We start from the raw sequence: 19219 nt of genomic DNA on the forward strand, positions 1-19219 counted from the left end.
TAACTTTTCGCCTATGGTAATTGTGATGCATAAGAGTGCTTATACCGAGAACGTGATGATGTATAATGAAAAGAAGGTAAACGAAGGAGTTGCCACGTTCTTTCATTTTAAAAATACCAAGTCGGCTAATCCGTTTAACTACGATGAAAAACACCGGGTAAAAATCTTGCTGGACATTGAAGACGAAAATCCCCGTGCCTGGCATAAGTGTTTTCATGTATCGTTCAATCCATCCAACGAAGATTATAAAATCATGAACGATGGCACCATAAAACAGGAAATAGATAATATGATGGAGCACATGGGCTATGGACATCAACCTTATTTTGTGTACCGTCACGAAGATTTAGAACGTGTTCACTTTCATGTGGTATCAACGCGCATTGATTGTATTACACATCAAAAGATCAAGGACAATTTTGAGCGGCTGAAGATGCAACGCTTTTTACATCAACTGGAAGAGAAATATAATCTGCCGCTGAAAGAAAAGCCTCAGGAGATTAACTTTCGTTTCTCGGTACGCAGCAGAAACATTAAAGAGAACCTGGAAAACTTGTTTAAACACCTGAATGAAAAGGATGAACTCACTACTAAAGATTTGTATGATCAGGCTTTGTTATCTTTTAAGGTAGAGGTTCAAAAATCAGGAAGAGGCCATATTGTTGTGGTTCTGGGCGACGATGGAAAACCGGCTCGCTATCCGATTCGCTTATCGAAGTTTAAAAATAAACCGAAGTTTTATTCCAAAGAAAACAGGTTGGCCGAACAAAAAACGGTTGAAAAACAACAATTACAACAACAGAAGAAGCCAGACATCTCAGAAGTTGATTTAAGATCAGTTGGAGTAGTGGCCAGAGATCTGAACCGCTTGGTGGAACGCAGTAAATGGCATAAAGAAAATCCGAAGACAAAATATAAAACCCGAAAAAAGAAACGAGGAAAACGCTTCTGACTGAAATTTCGGGATGCCCGAAGGCTATTCTCGATTTTTTAAATAAGAACTACTGAATATAAAAGATTAAAAACCACAGATTATGTTGTCAGATTTTTTTAGAATTAACTTACCTTACGGTATTGCAAAAAACAAAAACAACGAGTGGATGGCCTTTAACCGGGAATATTTGCCACTAGGTTTTAATAGTGAGGATATTAAAGGACTTCCGGGATTAAGCTATCTTGATCTTCCTGTTTATACCGGATATGAAAATGTGCCGGATCATTTACTGTTGGAATTAGCAGACGAAGACCATGCTGTTCAGCGCGATAAAAATGGGGAAATAATCCGCTTGTTTCTGTATGACGATGGAACGAATCCGGTTAACCATTCGGAGCGAAGAGAGGATCTATGGCAAAAGTATTTTTGTAAGCTGCAACGGCTTTCGGAATTAAAACGAAATAGTATCTGGAAATATATGTAATGAATAGATGATAGATTAATAAGTACTAACAAATGAAAGAAATAGAAATTAAGGACAAACAAAAATACCTGGATGAGAATTACATTTTTGAGGATATCCCTGAGGTGTCAGACAGAAAAAGGTGTCTTCATTGCGGAGAGATAATAGTAGTAGGGAACTATAAAGTATATGCAAACGAGCAGGGGGATGAATATATTTATTGTCCGAATGCTCCCGAATGCGATGGTACTATCATTGACTGGATGGATGTTTAAGTATAAATTAAAAAGAGCCATTCAATAATGGCTCTTTCAATGTTAACCCCCAAACACACAGATGATCAGACCGATCATCTATTGTAAATATAATTATTTTAAGATTAAGTGTGGTTATTAATACGATCTGAAAAATCTATCGATTGACATTTTCGATTTGAATCACGCTTTTTTTAGATTTTTGCTGGCCAATTACATAGCTGGGGAAGCCTAAGATCAGTGAGTTATAAGGTTGGTAAGATTGCTGGCTTTCGGAAACCCGCTTGCAGTAAGGCTTAGGCCTATTGAGGAGATAAACTACACACAAGTAATTGAACTAGTGTTGTTTTATCTTTTTATATTGTTAACTTTAGGCTTCGAATAAAAACCATAATGCATTGATCACGCACCCGAATATAAGATTTACAGAAAAAGTACGGTTATACCCTCAAAACGGACGGATAACCCAACCTCATAATAAAGTAATAAATCGAAAGATTGGATTACATATTTTAGCTACAAGTGAAAAACAAGAAACCGAACATGGTAACCTGAATATAATATTAGAAAAAGAGGATTAATAATATTGAATCGTTAATTAACGGTTGGCGCAAGAAAAGATTGGTTTTGCACTCCCGTTTCTACGATTCGAGATGGTTAGGGAGGCCAAACTTGTTGCAAACATATTAAATCGTATATGCTGACCTACAAAATTCAAATTACAGAAGAGTGAAATTCCCTAGTTTAATTAGCTATAAAATAAAATTTTGAGTATGTGGAAAGATAGCGAAACAAATGTAGATTTACTTGACTTTGATTACCTTATTGGTATTACTAAAGACATAATTATAAATGATGAACTGTCGCCTTCTAGTATTGGTGTCTATGGCGATTGGGGAAGTGGAAAATCAAGCTTAATTGAGATGACATTAAGCGAACTATCAAAAAATGAAGATTACCTATGTCTCAAATTCAACGGTTGGTTATTTGAAGGGTATGAAGATGCCAAAACAGCCTTAATTGGTACTATATTGGATGAAATCAATGGCAAAAAAACACCCGCAGGCAAAGCGAAAGATGTAATTCAGAGATTATACAAAAACATAGATTTTTTTAAGTTGGCAAGCAAAGGGGCTAAGTATGGTCTTGATTTTCTATTAACAGGTGGAATGGGTACTGTCGCCGATATCACAATACAAAGTATAATTTCAAGAGTTAAAGATAAAGCATCCGATATATCAGAAGGTGATATTAAAGGTGTACTAAGCAAAACATTAAAAAGCGATGAAATACGAAAGAGTTTAAAATCTTTTCATCAAGATTTCGCTGAATTGCTAAAAGAAACGAAAATCAAACGCTTAGTAATCTTCATTGATGAATTAGATCGATGCAATCCAGACACAATTCTAGCCACTTTTGAAGCCATTCGTCTATTCTTATTTGCCGAAGGTACTTCCTTTATTATTGGAGCGGATGAACGACAGGTAATGTATGCAGTTCGTAAAAAATTTCCAGAAACGAAAGGTAATAAGATTGACATTGGAAAAGAATATTTAGAAAAGATTATTCAATATCCTGTGAAGATACCACAACTTGGTATTAAAGAAGTACAGTTTTATATCATGTGTCTTCTTTTAAAATATGAACTAAAAGAGAAACATCTTCCGATTCTAGAATTTATTCAAAAGGAAAGACAGAAAGATTTTTTAAACTTTTCAATGTCGTTCAGCTTAATTGAAGGCAAGTTTCCTCGAGAAGAAGAAAAATTGAAAGAAGTAATTTCTTTAGCCAATCAATTATCTGCAGTCCTTTCTAAAGGCCTAAATGGTAATCCGAGGCATTGTAAACGGTTTTTAAACTCCCTTTCAATGCGTATTACAATGGCGAAAATAAAAGGAATTGATTTAGATAAGAAGGTACTTTCAAAACTTATGCTATTAGAATATTTCAAAGACAATGTATTTAAGGAGCTTGGTGAAATGCAATCAAATGAAAAGGGCTTTCCAGAAGAAATTAAACTCATTGAAGATGATAAATGGGAAACAATCGAAAAGCTAAAACTTTGGAAAGATGATGATTGGTTTACAAATTGGATAAAAGTCGAACCAAAACTAGGGGAAACCAATTTGCAGCCATATTTCTATTTTTCGAGAGAGAGCCTTCAATTAAGAAGTTCATCCGAGATTCAACAACTCAGCACTGAAGCTGAAAATATTTTAACTGGACTATTATCAGGGAGTGATTCTTCAAGAACCGAGGCTCTAAAAAAAGCAAACTTGATAAGTGATTTTGAGGCTGCCCAAGTTTTAAAGGCAATTATTTCTGAAATTGAAATAGCATCAGAAATTTCTGCTGATTTATTTAGGTCATTTATTTCTTGGGGTGGTAGTCGGGTCGAAAATTATACCGAAACTATTGTGTGTTTAAATGCAATACCAAGTATTAATATTAAAGCTTCGTTTATTCCTCGAATAAAAGAGTTTGCTTCAGCTTCAAAAAAAACCGTTGAGATTGATGAACTCCTTGAAAAATGGCAAAAAGATAATCCAAGACTAAAAAGTGCTATTGGAAACGAATTAAACTAAAAATATGGGAACTTCTAGCATCTACACCGGGCCTTCCGGAAATCCATTATTACCCGATGATTTTGATGACAATCAAAATTCCGAATCACAACATGATGGTAATTCTCCAGATCAAGAGAACAGCAATGCAGATGGAGAATCTACTAATGATAATCAAAACAATAATAACGATGAAAATCGTGGTGGAGATCAGGAAGCAAATAGTAGTGAAAGCAACTGGAGCAATGCTAAAAATTTTATGTCAAGGTATGCATCAGGTGCATCTATAAACTACAAAAGAGCTGTTTCAAGTTATGTAAAAGCTCATGGAGGTTCAAAAAGTGCAGCAAAATCTGCATCAAGTGGTATTCGTTCGACTTCAGGATTTGGGCAATTTTTAAGTACTAGTTCGACGCAAGGAATTAGAGAAACATTATCTCAATATAATATTGAGTATGAAGGAAGAACCGCGAAAGAAATACTAACAGAAGTATTAAATCGTATCGCTCCAGTACCTGTAACAAAAGAGGATTCTGTTGCGAGGAAAGCTTTACTTCGATCGATGGAAGAATTATATGAAAAACTGGATGATGAAAACAATGACATATCTACTTTAGAAAAGATTGATAAAGGACTTTTAAATGAAATGATTCCGATACAAGTAGAATCATATATTTACGAACGAATTATTAATGACTTAGGTAGTCGTATTGAATCAAAATCAACCTCCCCAGCTGATGCAATAAGTAAGGAGAAAGAGCTAAAAGAATATATCAATTCAAAAGTAGAAACTACCTTAAATGGTAAAGATTTCTCACTAATTGATTTTAATAATACGATGAATAAAGAGGTAGAAAGTCTTTATGTACAATGTTATAAGGTTATGGAGGATTTACTATGAATCAAATTATTTGCAAATTAAATGATGAAGATAATTTTACCGTTCAAGATTGCCTTTTTAATATTAATCTAAATGATAAAAAACAATATCATTGGACATTTTATCAAACAGTAAGAAGGCTGTCTCAGTTTCCAACCTTTTTTTCTGCGGAAGCACTTGATTTATTTTATATTTCTTTGATGGTATACTATGCTGACCGAAAAGTTCTCAGAAAAGATACATTCGACTCGTGGACTCGAAGTTTTAAGATATACATGCCTGTTTTAGAACTTGATAAATGGAATAACCAAAAAGAATTGCTCGAACAAATGGTATCATTTCTGAGTGGTGATTTGTGGGAGTTTGAATTCAGAAAAAGAGAGCTAAATAATAAAGAATTAAGAGTCAAAAAGTGGGCGCAAAAATCAAAGAAAAATTATAAACCCATAGCATTTTGTATGCTTTCAGGCGGATTGGATTCATTTATTGGTGCAATTGATTTATTAAGTAAAGAAAAAGACATCGCTTTTATTGGACATTATGGTGGAGGTAAAGGAGTTATTGAATATCAAAACAATGTCAAAACAATCCTAAGTGAGAAATTTTCTCTTGCCGACAAGCAATTCTTTAATTTTCACGCAGCACCTGTTGGTGGTATTGAAGATTCAACTAGAACACGCTCATTTATGTTCTTTACGCATGCAATAATTTTAGCTTCTGCTTTAAATGAACAAACTAAACTATATATTCCAGAGAATGGCCTAATTTCACTAAACATACCACTTACGAACACTCGATTAGGAACTAGTAGCACTAGGACAACACATCCATATTATATGGGATTGTTACAAACCCTACTAAATAATTTAGAAATCAAAGTTGAATTAGAGAATCCTTACCAATTCAAAACAAAAGGAGAGATGATAATTGAATGTAATGACTCTGCTTTTTTAAAAGAGAATATTACAAAAACAATGTCATGTTCCCACCCGGACCAAGCTCGCTATGATAAGGCAAAAGCTCCTATACACTGTGGTACTTGTTTGCCTTGTGTAATTCGTAGAGCAGCTATTGAGAAGGCTTATGGGAACGATACTTCATCATATAAGAATGTGAATTTCAATCTAGGAAATAATGCTCTAATTGACCTTAGGTCCTACAAAATTGGAATTTTGGATTTTAAAAATTCTTCATCTAAAGCAATATTTAGAATTCAAGAATCGGGTCCTATTTCATATAAGCAAAATGAGTTTGAAAAACTCTATGTACGTGGAATGAATGAACTAGTTCAGCTATTAGATAAATACGATGGATAGTTACTTATACGATACACATTTTCATTTAGATTTATTCAATTCGATTAACGATGTAGTCAAAGAAATTGAAGAAAATAAGATTTACACCATTGCAGTAAGTAATCTACCTGTACTTTATTCCAAGCTAAAGCAAAATATCTCATCTAAATACATAAGACCCGCATTAGGATTTCATCCTGAATTGCTTTTTCAATACAAACATCATATTCCTCAAATGTGGCCATTATTACATGAAGCAAAATACATTGGGGAAGTAGGTTTAGATTTTAAGACAGGAAAAGATTTCAAAGAACTTCAAGTGTCATTCTTTACTGAACTGATCGAACGATGTAACCAGATTGGTGGAAAAATACTTACGATCCATTCTAGACAAAGTGCAGATGAAATTACGTCGATAATAGGCGCCTCGTTTAACGGCAAAGTAATCATGCATTGGTATTCAGGTAATAAAATGACCTTGAAGCAAGCTATTAAAAATGGATATTTCTTTTCTATAAATTACTCGATGGTTAAATCAAATTCTGGGAAAGAATTAATTAAGATGATTCCATTAGATAAATTATTATTAGAAACTGATGCTCCATTTACTAAGTATGACAAGCAACCTTTTACTCCAAAGGATATAAAGTATATAGTCGAAGAATTATCAATTCTTCTTGGTATTGATAATGTTAGAATGTCCTCAATCCTTTGGTCAAACTTTAAGCGATTAATAGCATGAAATGCTAAACATGTAGAGAAGTAAAAGTCTTAACGTCTTTCGCATTCATCGACTCAGATATCCCAGTTTTAATTCAATCTGAGGTTTTCTGTCCTGCGGAACCTTTAGCCAGTGCATTGCTGGCTCTAGTGCAGAAAAAACCTGGTATTTTGAAGAATGTTTATAGCTTCGAACATATTGTACCGCTTTATTCAGAAGTGATTCGGATGCCAGGATGGCAAATTTATTCAAACCTGTATCATCAATATGATCAAATACAAATTGGCTAAGATCCTCAATTTCTGCAAAGTTTAACCCAGTATTTGCTTTTCTAATATCAATTAAGATGGAATATTCCTTTCTAAAAAATGGATTGCTTTTTAAATCAGTAATTACTCTCTCAACACTTTGCTGATCGAGTAAATTATTATGGGAAACAATTATCAATCCTAAACTTTCAATAATATGAAGATTCTCACTTGAAGACAACATTATTTCTTAATTGGTAATACAGGGATTAAAGTAAGCGATTTTTTATAATTGAATCACTGTAATCAGTAATATTAGGTGGAATATTGCCACTAAATCCTGTCAAAGTTACTTCGCCGTCCGGAAAAGTAAAGGGCGGCTGAAATTGCCTATTTTTGCCAGCCGTCCTTCGGAGCTGTTCAGATTTTATTCGATAGACTCCATAAAACGAATTTACTCATGGCCATTAAAAGTAAAACTTCTTTCCTTTTACGGTAGCTAAAGCAACAAAAGACTATTAATTCAACTAATTTGGAGGAAAATTTGTCCTAATTGTTCCAATTTTAGTTTCATTTTTCTACATTTATTGTTCAAAATACAATACTAATCTTTTACCACCATCACTATGGACTTAACTTTAGTTGCACCCAAAGTTGAATTGGTTTACACACCAGCTGTTAATTATGCTATTCAGCAGAATAAAATTCCATTAGTTCGAAAGATTGTAATAGAAAATACCAGCGATAATGACTGGGGAAACTTAACTGTTACTATTGATTCTGATTCTGAATTTGTACGCAAGTGGGAACAGCATATTCAATATCTACCCAAGGGACAGAGTATTGAGTTGAACGTTGATGGAATTAAGCTTTCTGCTAAATATCTTTCAGAATTAACTGAAAAGTTAGCCGGTGAGTTTAGCTTACAATTGTCAGAAAACAATGGCGAAATAATATTTCAGGAGAATTATTCCGTTGACATATTAGCTTATGACCAATGGAATGGTATAGGAGTTTTGCCCGAAATGTTAGCTGCTTTCGTAACTCCAAATCATCCTCAAATTGCCAGGATTCTTTCAAGTGCATCTAAATTCCTAGAGAATTGGACCGGCGACCCTTCTTTTGATGCTTATCAAAGTCTAAATCCTGACCGGGTTCGAAAACAAATGGCTGCAATATATGAGGCAATAGCTGAGCTTGACATTGTTTACTGTTCACCTCCGGCAAGTTTTGAGAGAGAAGGACAGCGAATCAGGTTGTGTGATACTATTTTCTCGCAGAAATTTGCAACCTGCATCGATATGGCACTTTTATATGCCAGTTGTATTGAAGCAGTTGGTTTGAATCCACTCATAATTGTCATTAAAGGTCATGCGTTTGTTGGTAGTTGGCTGATTGATGAGACATTTGCTGATAGTGTTAATGATGACGTTTCATTAATAAAAAAGCGAACAGCATCAGGAATAAACGAAATTGCCCTGGTCGAATCTACGCTCATGAATGCTGGACAAAACCGGTCTTTTGATGATGCAGTGAATAATGCCAATTATAAATTAGTAAATGAAGATAATTTTATTCTTTTCGTTGATATAAAACGGGCACGCTTTGGGCAAATAAAACCTTTACCTCAAAGAATCAAAACGGAAGAAGGTTGGGAAATTGTTGTTGAACCGGAAAAATCAAGGCCAAATTATGTCCCTGACGATATTTTTGTGGACTCATTAAATATACCTGACACTCAAGGATCTCTAACCAAACAGAAATTATGGGAACGTAAACTACTGGATTTGAGTTTGCGGAATAATCTATTAAACCTTCGGGTTACACAAAGTACGATTCAGCTCATTTCGGTTAGTCTTAATCTGTTCGAAGATGCTTTGGCAGATGGAGCCGAATTTCAGGTTTTACCAAAACCGGAGGAATGGGTAAATCCATTAAGTGTCTCTGGAGTTTATCAATCGGTAAACATGGCTGATCCGGTTGTTGGTTTATTAAAAGATGAGCTTGAACATAAACGCTTACGATCTTATCTTACTGACGGAGAACTTTCAAAAGCACTTACTAAACTATATCGAGCCAGCCGATTGTCGCTGGAAGAAAATGGAGCAAACACACTCTACCTTGCTTTAGGATTTTTAAAGTGGTACCAATCAGATAGAAGTGAACTTCCTCGTTATGCTCCGATATTATTGTTACCTATTGAAATCATTCGTAAATCCGCTCAAAAGGGATATGTAATTCGAAGTAGGGAAGAAGAAACGTTAATGAATATAACGCTTCTCGAAATGCTTCGTCAAGATTTCGAGATTGTGATTGGAGGACTGGATGAATTACCAAAAGATGAAAGCGGGGTAGATGTCAAACGTATCTTCAATATTGTCCGTAAAGGCATTATGTCACAACCTAGATGGGACGTTGAGGAACAAGCTTTTCTTGGTACTTTTTCATTCAGTAAGTTTATCATGTGGAATGATATTCACAATAATGCAGATAAGCTTAAGGAAAATAAAATTGTAGAAAGTCTCATTTCCGGAGCTATATCATGGGATGCAGAAGAATCACTTATCGAAGAAATTGATCTTGACCAACAATATTCGCCTTCAGATGTGGCTTTGCCCATTAGTGCAGATTCTTCCCAGTTGGAAGCAATATGCGCTGCTGTTCAGGATAAAAGTTTTATTCTGCATGGACCTCCAGGAACGGGAAAATCGCAAACAATTACAAATATTATTGCAAATGCCCTTTATCAGGGTAAAAGAGTACTTTTTGTGGCCGAGAAGATGGCGGCACTCTCGGTTGTTCAAAAACGGCTGGCAGATATCGGACTCGATCCTTTCTGCCTGGAACTTCATTCCAATAAGTCCAAAAAGTCAGCTGTGCTGGAACAACTTCAAAAGACAACTGAAGTAATTAAGAAGACTTCACCGGAAGAATTTACAATTGAAGCAGAAAGGTTACATTCACTCAGAACGGACCTGAACAATTACGTTGAATCTTTACATAAAAAACATTCGTGTGGATTCTCTTTGTATGACTGTTTTACCGGATATGCACAATTAAACGGAGCTTCTGATCCCATAATGTTTGAAGGCAGGCAAATTCAAGCTTTGTCGGGAGAAATGTTTGAAGAATGGTGTGAAACGATAGAAGAACTTCAGAATGCCGGATCACTGTGTGGGCATCCCCACAACCATCCTTTATCAGAAATCAATACAACCAACTATAGTCAGTCAATCAAGTCGAACTCACTTGATTTGATTAAAGAATACATAGAATTACTAAGTCAATTTAAAGAAAATAGGGAAGCACTGTGTGTGCTATTAAAAATTGATACGCGCATATCTAAGCGAGATCAGGATCAATCAATAAATATTACTGCGGATCTGGTTACAAAATTACCAGATACTCCACAGGAAATTATGACAGTTGGAAATGTTGAAAGTACACTGGAAGAATTGATTGTTCTTGCAGGTCATGGAAGTAAACGAGACGATTATAAAAAATCTTTATTAAAAGACTTCAATAATCAAGTTTTGCTATATAATGCAGAATCCGGATTATCAGCTTGGAATAGGGCATCTGAAAAATGGTTTTTAGCGAAATGGCTCGAACAGAATAAAATAGTAAAGGCATTAAAGACATTTTCTAAGACCGGGAAGTTAAATAAACACGATATTCCTGAATTATTGCAGTTGGTAATTAATTACAGCCGGGAACAAGAAGTATTAAATAATAATTCTGATACGATTAAAAAGTTGCTGGGATTTTTATGGAAGAACGAAACGTGTAACTGGGAAGTCCTGGTTGAAATATGTAAATCGGTAATTGAAATACACAAACAAACAATTTCAATTACTGCCGATCCTCTCAAAGCCAGGCAAATTCGAGAAAATATTGGATCGGGGCTTTCGGATGGAATCAGAACCTATCTACAGATAAATGAAAAAGTCTTTACAAACTATATTGCTACCCAGCAACAGCTAACCCAAATTGAAGACCAAATTCATGAATTGTTAAAAATCAAATTTGGAACAGAGAATAATACTGAACAGGATTGGATTGACATTTGGCAAAATAAAGCAATCTTATGGAAGGAAAATTTGGATTCGCTAAGGGATTGGACTACCTGGAACCTGGCAGTAGAGAAAGCAAGAAAAAGCGAATTATCTCCAATGGTTTCAGCTTATGAAAAAGGAGAACTCCAAAGCAATGAAGTATTAAATTCGTTCAAGAAATCCGTTTATCGTCAATGTTCAGAATTGATCATATCGGCTGATTCTAATCTGTCATCATTTAATGGAAAATTATTTGAAAATAAAATCAGGAAGTTTAAAGAGAAAAGCAAGTACTTTGAGGAACTCACAAAGGCTGAACTTTATGCAACCTTAGCATCGGGTATACCTTCTTTTGCACGAGGAGCAGCAAATAGCTCAGAGATGGGCATCCTTCAACGAGCTATACGAAGTAAAGGCCGGGGAATGTCTGTCCGTCATCTTTTTGATTTGATTCCAAATTTATTGCCTCGTTTGTGTCCTTGTATGTTGATGAGCCCAATTTCTGTAGCTCAGTATTTTGAAGCAGATCTATCAAGATTTGACCTTGTTGTTTTTGACGAAGCATCTCAGATGCCTACTTGCGAAGCTGTTGGAGCAATTGCCAGGGGCAAGAATGTCGTTGTGGTAGGAGATCCTAAACAAATGCCGCCAACAAGTTTCTTTTCAACAAATAAGTTTGATGAAGAAAATGCTGATAAAGAGGATTTGGAAAGTATTCTGGATGATTGTCTTGCTTTGTCTATCCCATCAAAACACCTTTTATGGCATTATAGGAGTAAGCATGAAAGTTTGATAGCATTTAGTAACTCTAATTATTACGATAATAAGTTGATGACTTTTCCTTCGCCTGATGACTTAGCAAGCAAAGTAAGTTATGTGCATGTGCCGGGGTATTATGACCGGGGGAAAACAAGACAGAATAAGTTCGAAGCTTCCGCAATTGTGGAAGAAGTCCTGAAACGATTATCAGATACTTTATTGTCTCAACGAAGTATTGGTATCGTAACATTTAGCTCTACCCAACAAAATCTAATAGAAGACTTGCTCAATGAAGCATTAAAAAATCAACCGGAGCTAGATGCCATTGCGATGGAATCATCTGAACCAATATTTATCAAGAATTTAGAGAATGTGCAGGGGGATGAACGCGATGTGATCCTGTTTTCGATGGGATACGGGCCGGATAAAGATGGCCACGTAACCTTAAATTTCGGACCACTAAACCGTGAAGGAGGATGGAGAAGATTAAATGTTGCAGTTTCCCGGGCACGGTACGAGATGAAAGTTTATTCCACGCTTCGTTCAGATCAGATTGATATAACCAGAACTGCTTCAGAAGGAGTCGCCGGAATTAAAGCCTTCCTGGAGTATTCAGAGAAAGGAAAGATTGTCCTAACTCAGAAAAATTATGAAAGAAAGGCGAAGCATAACTCATTTGAAAAGCTGGTTGCTGAGGAAATTGAAAAAGCAGGATATACTGTTCATACCGATGTCGGCTGTTCAGGTTATCGCATTGATATTGGTGTTGTAAATCCGGAAAATACCTCTGAATATATTTTGGGAATCTTAACGGATGGAAATAATTACCGGTCGGCAACAACAGCAAAAGATCGGGAAGTAGTTCGAATGGATGTACTAAAGCTCTTGGGATGGAACATTTATAAGCTATGGTCCCCTGATTGGTGGGATAATCCCAAAAGAATAGTACAAGAAATTTTGGATGCCATTCAGAGTGCTCTTAATCCGAAAGAATTAATCCCGGAACCAGAAAGACAGACAGAACCTGAATCGAAATACGAAAAATTTGCTGGTGTTAAACTTCAGGGTATAACCCAACAAGTTATTCAACCAGAGACAAAAGAAGATGAAAAGTACTTGGTTTGTGAACTACCTTATACCTCACTAATTGTTTCTGATGAATTTTTTGATACGCGATATACCAATAGAATTCTTGAACAAATTAATAGTGTAATTGAGAGTGAAGCACCCGTAAGCCAAACTTTATTGTCAAGGAGAATATTGAATGCGTGGGGTATTACAAGGCTTGGTGTAAGACTAAATAGTCATCTTCTGTCCCTGTATAAACGACTAAATCTGAAACAAACCCGGCAGAATGGAAGTGTCTTTTATTGGCGACAAGATCAGGAACCTGAGAATTACGACAAATTCAGAGTTCCTGGTGATGATTCAGATAAACGGAATGCTGATGATCTTCCCAAAGAGGAAATCGTAGCAGGTATCAGGGAAATACTTTATAACCAGATAAGTCTGCCGGAAGAAGACCTGGTTCGTGAAACAGCCCGATTATTTGGCTATGCGCGTTTAGGAGGGAATGTGGAACAAGCCATGAAGCTAGGTATTGAATATGCTTTACAGAAAGGAAAAGTAACCAATAACAACGAACGAATAATATTAACCTAACCAAATTTAAAATGAATTTTGTAGCGATTGACGTAGAAACGGCCCAGGGTAGACGATGGAGTATTTGCCAGATTGGGTTGGCTATTGTCGAAAACGGAGAAATTACCCAAACAATTTCACGGCTTGTACAACCTCCCCGGAATGAGTATTCGGAATGGAATATCAGGGTGCATGGAATTACCCCTGACATGACCTCGAATGCACCATTTTTTAAGGATGTTTGGAACGAAATACAACCATTGGTAGAGGGGAATAAACTTGTTGCACACAATTCATCATTCGATATCAATTGTTTGGAACAGACCCTGGATTTTTATGGGCTCCCAATACCAAATATGGAATGTGACTGTACCTACGCCAGAACCGGAGTAAAACTAAACGAAATTTGTGATGCTTTTGAGATTGAATTCACAAACCATCACAATGCTGTCAGTGATGCTGAAGCGTGTGCTAAAGTTTATCTGAAATTATTAAATGGGCTAGAACCTGATTTTTCAAAAATTGCGCCTCGCATACCTAAATCTGGAAATCCCTTCCAGCAGGAAGGACATGAACGGCTTTGTGGTAATGTTCTAAAACCTGATTTGGAAAATGCCGATAGTAATAGTCCGTTTTACGCTAAGAAGGTTGTATTTACAGGTGTGCTGAACACGATTAAAAGAAAAGAGGCTGCTGCCTTGGTCAAAAAGCTCGGAGCAGACATTGATACGTCGATAACTAAACGAACCAACTTTGTCATCACTGGTTCGGCTCCTGGACCTTCCAAAATGAAGAAGATCGAGCAGTTTAATTCTCAGGGATGCGATATCAGGATTATTTATGAAGAGGAGTTTTTGAAGATGTGTAAACATTAATATTACTCTCAACTTAATTTCCATAAATTATGTACATTAACAAAATAATAGTTCAAAATTTCAGGTTACTGAAAAACTCTATACTTGACTTAGAGAATCAAGAGGATAAAGACCTTTCAATCCTTATCGGTAGAAATAACAGCGGTAAAACATCGTTTATAATGCTCTTTGATAAATTTCTAAAAAAATCATCATCGTTCAATTTTGATGATTTTCCGGTATCATTAAGACAGAGCATTTTTGAAATAAATGAAGAAACTGATATTAATGATATTTCAATTAGGCTTATTATTGAAATAACATATACAGATAAAGATAATCTTGAGAATTTATCTGAATTTATTCTTGACCTAAACCCTTCCGAAAATAAAGTACATATACTGTTTGAATGTAGTATTGATAAAAAAAGACTTCTTAAAGAGATTGAAAGTGTTAAACCTGAAAGCCGTAAGCGGTTTATAAAGAAAAATCTGTGTAATTACATAAACACTAATATATATACGTTTGATACATACGATAACTTAAAAGCTGAAAATAGGAATAAGCTTATCGAGAAAGATAAAAAATCCATTGACAACTTAATTAATTACCAGGTTATCCATGCAAAAAGAAGTGTTGCAAGTTCCGAAGCCGGTGAAAGCTCAAAAAAGGTGCTTTCAAATTTGGCTACAAAATACTATGATAAAAAAACAGAGAATCAACTTTCATCAGACGACCTGGATGTAATTAATACTTCACTTCTTGAAATGGATAAAACCCTTGAAGGAAAGTATGAAGAATTCTTTGATAACTTTTTAAACAAATCAAAGGACTTTCTGGCTATGACCGAATTGAGGGTTGTATCAGACTTAGAATCAAAAGAAATTATATCAAATCACTCCAAAATTGTGTATGGTTCAGAAGATGAATCATTGCCTGAGCATTTAAATGGGCTTGGCTACATGAATATTCTTTATTTACTGTTGCAATTAGAGATTAAGAAAGAATTTTTAATAGAAGGCAATAAAGACATTAATCTACTTTTCGTAGAAGAACCTGAAGCTCACACGCATCCACAAATGCAAACAGTCTTTATCGAAAAAGTAAGGACTATTTTAGAAGATATTCCAGCACTACAAACATTTATTACCACTCACTCATCCCACATTGTTAAGAATAGTAATTTCAAGGATATAAGATATTTCTACAATGACCTAGGCAATAGAATTGTAACAATCAAGAACTTTTATACTGAACTCCAAAAGAAATATGAAAAGGAAGAAGATGAATTTAAATTTCTAAATCAATATTTATCTATTGCCTCTGCGGAGTTATTTTTTGCTGAGAAGATAATCTTTATTGAAGGGCTTACGGAAAAACTACTTCTTCCATATTTTATTCAACAATATGATAAGACCAATACTGATGAAGTTTTGCTGTCATCTCAAAACATATCGCTACTAGAAATTGGAGCAAATGCTAAAGCATTTAGCCACTTTATAGATTTCTTAGGCATAAAGGCTTTAATAATAACTGATATTGACACAACAAAGAAAAATGCAAATGGCAGATATAGTGCAGAACCTGTAAAAAATGCAACACATATTAGCAATGCTACTATAAAGCATTTTTATAAAGCTCCCGATTTTAGCCAAATCAAAGAATGGAGTGATTGGTTTATTAATCTGAAAGAGGATAAACATCACAAAGAAGATTCAAATATAAAATTGTCATTTCAGCTTGAGGAAAAAGGTTATCACGGAAGAAGCTTTGAAGAATCTTTTATTAGCATTAATGTAGATAATTTAAAAGCTAATATTTCAGAAGTTAAAGGGCTTAAAGATGATGCAGACGAAAGTCTAAATTCGATTGATGATATAGATGAATTAACGAAAAGCATTTTAGAGAAAAAATCTGATTTTGCCTCGTCATTACTTTGGTTAGCACTCACTAAAGATGTTGATTGGAATATGCCTTCATACATAAAAAAAGGATTAGTATGGATAGCAAAATAACAGCATTAGAGCAAGTATTTAACTGTATAAGGGAAGAGCAAAATTTTGTTCTTCAAGGTGGTGCTGGTAGTGGTAAGACTGAATCCCTTAAACGTGTAATTGAGCATATATCAAAAAACTATCCTGGAAAAAAAATTGCTTGTATTACACATACCAATTTAGCAGTTGATGAAATTAAGTCTAGGGTTGATGATGATTATACCATCTGTACAATTCACTCTTTCTTAAACGACTTAATAAAAGACTACAAGAAAAATCTTCATGAGGTTATTGGTGAAATCTTCAAACTTAAAAAAGTCGATAATGGAGAGCATAAGGATTATAAAAAGTGCTATGAAAAATATGCTTCAACATTGCATTCTGTGTTGAAAGAAACAGTACCAAAGGTAGTTGGTAAAAGAGAGTACGATAAAGAGCCAGATAGATTCTATAATGAATTAAATGCAAATATTGAGAAGCTTAATTCTGAAATAGAAGTTTTAATAAAAGAAATAGATTTCAATGAGGTAAGGTATAATGAAACAAGATTTGACAGCTTTAGAGATTTGTCATTTGGACATGATAGTCTACTTGTAATGGCATCCTTGCTATTTGACAATTATTCTCTGCTCACAAAAATATTACAAGATAAGTACGACTTTATTTTTGTAGACGAGTACCAGGATACCAACAAGGCAATTGTTGATATTTTCCTGAATAAAATTCCTTCAGATAGTAAAACTATAATTGGGCTTTTTGGTGACTCAATGCAGGGTATTTATGATGATGGAATTGGAGATGTTGAAGAATATATTGCAAATGGATTGCTTAAAAAAGTTGAAAAGGAAGATAATTATAGGTGTTCAGAACAGGTTATTGAATTTATAAATCAACTTCGCGATGATGGCTTAAAACAAGAAGTAGCTTTTAAAACAAAGAATGGCGAAGTAGAAACAAAAATAGATAGACAAGGTGCAGTTAAGCTTTATTATTCCATTTATGACGGCTCAAGAACCGCAAGTGGTAATCCTCAGAATAAAGAGGAATATTTACAACATCTAAATTCAGTAATTAAGCATGTTGATGATAACAATTACGGTTATAAAAAGCTAATGCTTACAAATAAGTCCATAGCCAGCGAAGTAGGCTTTGAAAATCTATATAATGTATTTAATGACAGATATGTTGATGTTAAGGAAGAAATTGAAAAAGATTTAACTAGACTTCAACTTTTAGATTTAGCAGAATTATCCAAAGCGTATTCAACAAAGGATTATAATTTCATTATTACAGAACTGAAAAAAGCTGGATTTCTGATAACTACCATTGAAGATAAAAAGAAAATCAGTTCTATTCTTGATAAAATAGTAGCTTCCGAACATGGAGCAATTGAACTTTTGGAACTTGCTTTTGAAAATAGACTTCTTAAAAAGTCGGATTCATATAGTTCATACATTGATAGAAAAGATTCATTTTTGACTGATATTAAGGATGATGAGTTTTATCCTACTTTTAAAACTTATTATGAAGGTGGACAAAACACATTTACCAAGATGGCGAAAGAAGTCGATGGATTAAACGAAGAAGTATTTAAAGAATTCCAAAGGTTATATAAGAAAGAAAGATTCTACAATGATTTGTTTTCTAGTAAGATAAAGTTTAAAGAGATTTTAAACTACTTCTCTTATTTGAATGAAGAAACAAACTACATAACCATGCACAAGACAAAAGGGTCGGGTATTGAAAATGTTATGGTTGTGTTAGATGAATATTTTTGGTATCAGAAGTATAAGTTTAAAACAATCTTTGATGAAAGTGAAATTGACACTACAAAGAGGTTGTACAATCAAAAGTTATTCTATGTAGCATGTTCAAGAGCTATTGATAACCTAATCTGCATTAGACTTATTGCTCCTGATGAAAAAGATGATTTGTTAGGTTATTTTTCGAACTATGAAGAAATAAAAATATAGGATGAATTAGCTTTACTCATAAAAAATTAGAGAAATTAATCAATAATGAAAATACTCCATACATCCGACTGGCATTTAGGTAAACGGCTCGATGATTTTTCCAGACTAGAAGAACAAGAAGCAGTTTTGCAGGAAATTTGTGAAATTGCGGACAATGAACAAGTCGATGCAGTGCTTGTGGCAGGCGATTTGTTTGATACATTTAATCCACCCACCGAAGCAGTAGATTTACTATACAAAACCTTGAAGCGATTAACCAACAACGGTCGCCGTCCGGTTGTTGCTATAGCAGGTAATCACGATTCGCCCGACCGCATTGAGGCACCCGATCCGCTGGCTCGCGAGTGCGGGATAATTTTTGCCGGATATCCAAATTCCCGTATTGCTTCGTTTGAACTGGAATCAGGTATGAAAGTGTTAAACAGCGAAGATGGTTTCCTGGAAGTACAACTCCCGGAAACTCCAGTGCCTTTGCGAATATTACTTACACCTTATGCCAACGAATACCGCCTGAAAACCTGTCTGGAAGTGGAAAACAGCGAAGACGAATTAAGAGCAGTACTTCAGAAAAAGTGGGAAGCACT

At 34.9% G+C, this 19219-nt stretch carries 13 protein-coding genes; 12 read left to right on the top strand and 1 reads right to left on the bottom strand.

The genetic code is table 11. The features are described from left to right. Positions 1-13 precede the first annotated feature (13 nt). The 7 genes from BMW53_RS04875 (at position 14) to qatD (ending at position 7132) form a co-directional block, all read left to right on the top strand. Positions 14-952: a relaxase/mobilization nuclease domain-containing protein gene (locus BMW53_RS04875; protein WP_038560577.1), complete on the top strand. Its 939-nt coding sequence runs from the start codon at positions 14-16 to the stop codon at positions 950-952. Between the two features lie 82 nt (positions 953-1034). Continuing rightward, complete coding sequence (locus BMW53_RS04880) at positions 1035-1418, top strand: hypothetical protein (protein ID WP_051567932.1); 384 nt, start codon at positions 1035-1037, stop codon at positions 1416-1418. 32 nt (positions 1419-1450) lie between these two features. Then, positions 1451-1672 carry a hypothetical protein gene (locus tag BMW53_RS04885; RefSeq protein WP_038560583.1) on the top strand — a complete coding sequence of 74 codons (222 nt, stop codon included), beginning with the start codon at positions 1451-1453 and terminating at the stop codon, positions 1670-1672. Positions 1673-2424: 752 nt separating this feature from the next. Beyond that, entirely contained in the window at positions 2425-4236 is a 1812-nt protein-coding gene (locus BMW53_RS04890) for a P-loop NTPase fold protein (RefSeq protein ID WP_038560586.1), read from the top strand. Positions 4237-4240: 4 nt separating this feature from the next. Then, positions 4241-5116: a Qat anti-phage system-associated protein QatB gene (qatB, locus tag BMW53_RS04895; protein ID WP_038560588.1), complete on the top strand. Its 876-nt coding sequence runs from the start codon at positions 4241-4243 to the stop codon at positions 5114-5116. After that, positions 5113-6411: a Qat anti-phage system QueC-like protein QatC gene (gene qatC, locus BMW53_RS04900; RefSeq protein WP_038560591.1), complete on the top strand. Its 1299-nt coding sequence runs from the start codon at positions 5113-5115 to the stop codon at positions 6409-6411. The genes qatB and qatC overlap by 4 nt, the downstream gene beginning before the upstream one ends. After that, positions 6404-7132, top strand: a complete 729-nt coding sequence (gene qatD / locus BMW53_RS04905; protein WP_038560594.1) for a Qat anti-phage system TatD family nuclease QatD — start codon at positions 6404-6406, stop codon at positions 7130-7132. Before qatC ends, qatD begins: the two co-directional genes overlap by 8 nt. A 45-nt stretch (positions 7133-7177) precedes the next feature. On the opposite strand, the gene BMW53_RS04910 is transcribed toward qatD, so the two are convergent. Further along, complete coding sequence (locus tag BMW53_RS04910) at positions 7178-7603, bottom strand: hypothetical protein (protein WP_038560597.1); 426 nt, start codon at positions 7601-7603, stop codon at positions 7178-7180. A 382-nt stretch (positions 7604-7985) separates the two neighbouring features. Between BMW53_RS04910 and proA the strand changes: the two genes are divergently transcribed. The 5 genes from proA to BMW53_RS04935 form a co-directional block, all read left to right on the top strand. Next, positions 7986-13835, top strand: coding sequence for an anti-phage protein ProA (gene proA / locus BMW53_RS04915; RefSeq protein ID WP_038560600.1), 5850 nt, complete (start codon positions 7986-7988; stop codon positions 13833-13835). 11 nt (positions 13836-13846) lie between these two features. Further along, a complete protein-coding gene (locus tag BMW53_RS20900) occupies positions 13847-14689 on the top strand; it encodes an exonuclease domain-containing protein (protein ID WP_074780263.1) in 843 nt (280 codons plus the stop codon). A gap of 29 nt (positions 14690-14718) precedes the next feature. Continuing rightward, positions 14719-16683 carry an ATP-dependent endonuclease gene (locus BMW53_RS04925; protein WP_038560603.1) on the top strand — a complete coding sequence of 655 codons (1965 nt, stop codon included), beginning with the start codon at positions 14719-14721 and terminating at the stop codon, positions 16681-16683. Beyond that, positions 16668-18635: a UvrD-helicase domain-containing protein gene (locus tag BMW53_RS04930; RefSeq protein ID WP_038565063.1), complete on the top strand. Its 1968-nt coding sequence runs from the start codon at positions 16668-16670 to the stop codon at positions 18633-18635. Before BMW53_RS04925 ends, BMW53_RS04930 begins: the two co-directional genes overlap by 16 nt. Positions 18636-18680: 45 nt before the next feature. Next, a partial coding sequence (locus BMW53_RS04935; RefSeq protein ID WP_139178021.1) for a metallophosphoesterase family protein occupies positions 18681-19219 on the top strand: 539 nt, incomplete at its 3' end.

The sequence above is a fragment of the Draconibacterium orientale genome (assembly GCF_900111425.1).
Taxonomy (GTDB): Bacteria; Bacteroidota; Bacteroidia; order Bacteroidales; family Prolixibacteraceae; genus Draconibacterium; species Draconibacterium orientale.

Excerpts from the sequence above, each read along its gene's own strand:
- BMW53_RS04885 (WP_038560583.1), top strand. The coding sequence starts at position 1,451 with ATGAAAGAAATAGAAATTAAGGACAAACAAAAATACCTGGATGAGAAT.
- BMW53_RS04910 (WP_038560597.1), bottom strand. The coding sequence starts at position 7,603 with ATGTTGTCTTCAAGTGAGAATCTTCATATTATTGAAAGTTTAGGATTG.
- qatD (WP_038560594.1), top strand. The coding sequence starts at position 6,404 with ATGGATAGTTACTTATACGATACACATTTTCATTTAGATTTATTCAAT.
- BMW53_RS04890 (WP_038560586.1), top strand. The coding sequence starts at position 2,425 with ATGTGGAAAGATAGCGAAACAAATGTAGATTTACTTGACTTTGATTAC.
- BMW53_RS04880 (WP_051567932.1), top strand. The coding sequence starts at position 1,035 with ATGTTGTCAGATTTTTTTAGAATTAACTTACCTTACGGTATTGCAAAA.
- qatC (WP_038560591.1), top strand. The coding sequence starts at position 5,113 with ATGAATCAAATTATTTGCAAATTAAATGATGAAGATAATTTTACCGTT.
- BMW53_RS04925 (WP_038560603.1), top strand. The coding sequence starts at position 14,719 with ATGTACATTAACAAAATAATAGTTCAAAATTTCAGGTTACTGAAAAAC.
- BMW53_RS04930 (WP_038565063.1), top strand. The coding sequence starts at position 16,668 with ATGGATAGCAAAATAACAGCATTAGAGCAAGTATTTAACTGTATAAGG.
- BMW53_RS04875 (WP_038560577.1), top strand. The coding sequence starts at position 14 with ATGGTAATTGTGATGCATAAGAGTGCTTATACCGAGAACGTGATGATG.
- proA (WP_038560600.1), top strand. The coding sequence starts at position 7,986 with ATGGACTTAACTTTAGTTGCACCCAAAGTTGAATTGGTTTACACACCA.
- BMW53_RS20900 (WP_074780263.1), top strand. The coding sequence starts at position 13,847 with ATGAATTTTGTAGCGATTGACGTAGAAACGGCCCAGGGTAGACGATGG.
- qatB (WP_038560588.1), top strand. The coding sequence starts at position 4,241 with ATGGGAACTTCTAGCATCTACACCGGGCCTTCCGGAAATCCATTATTA.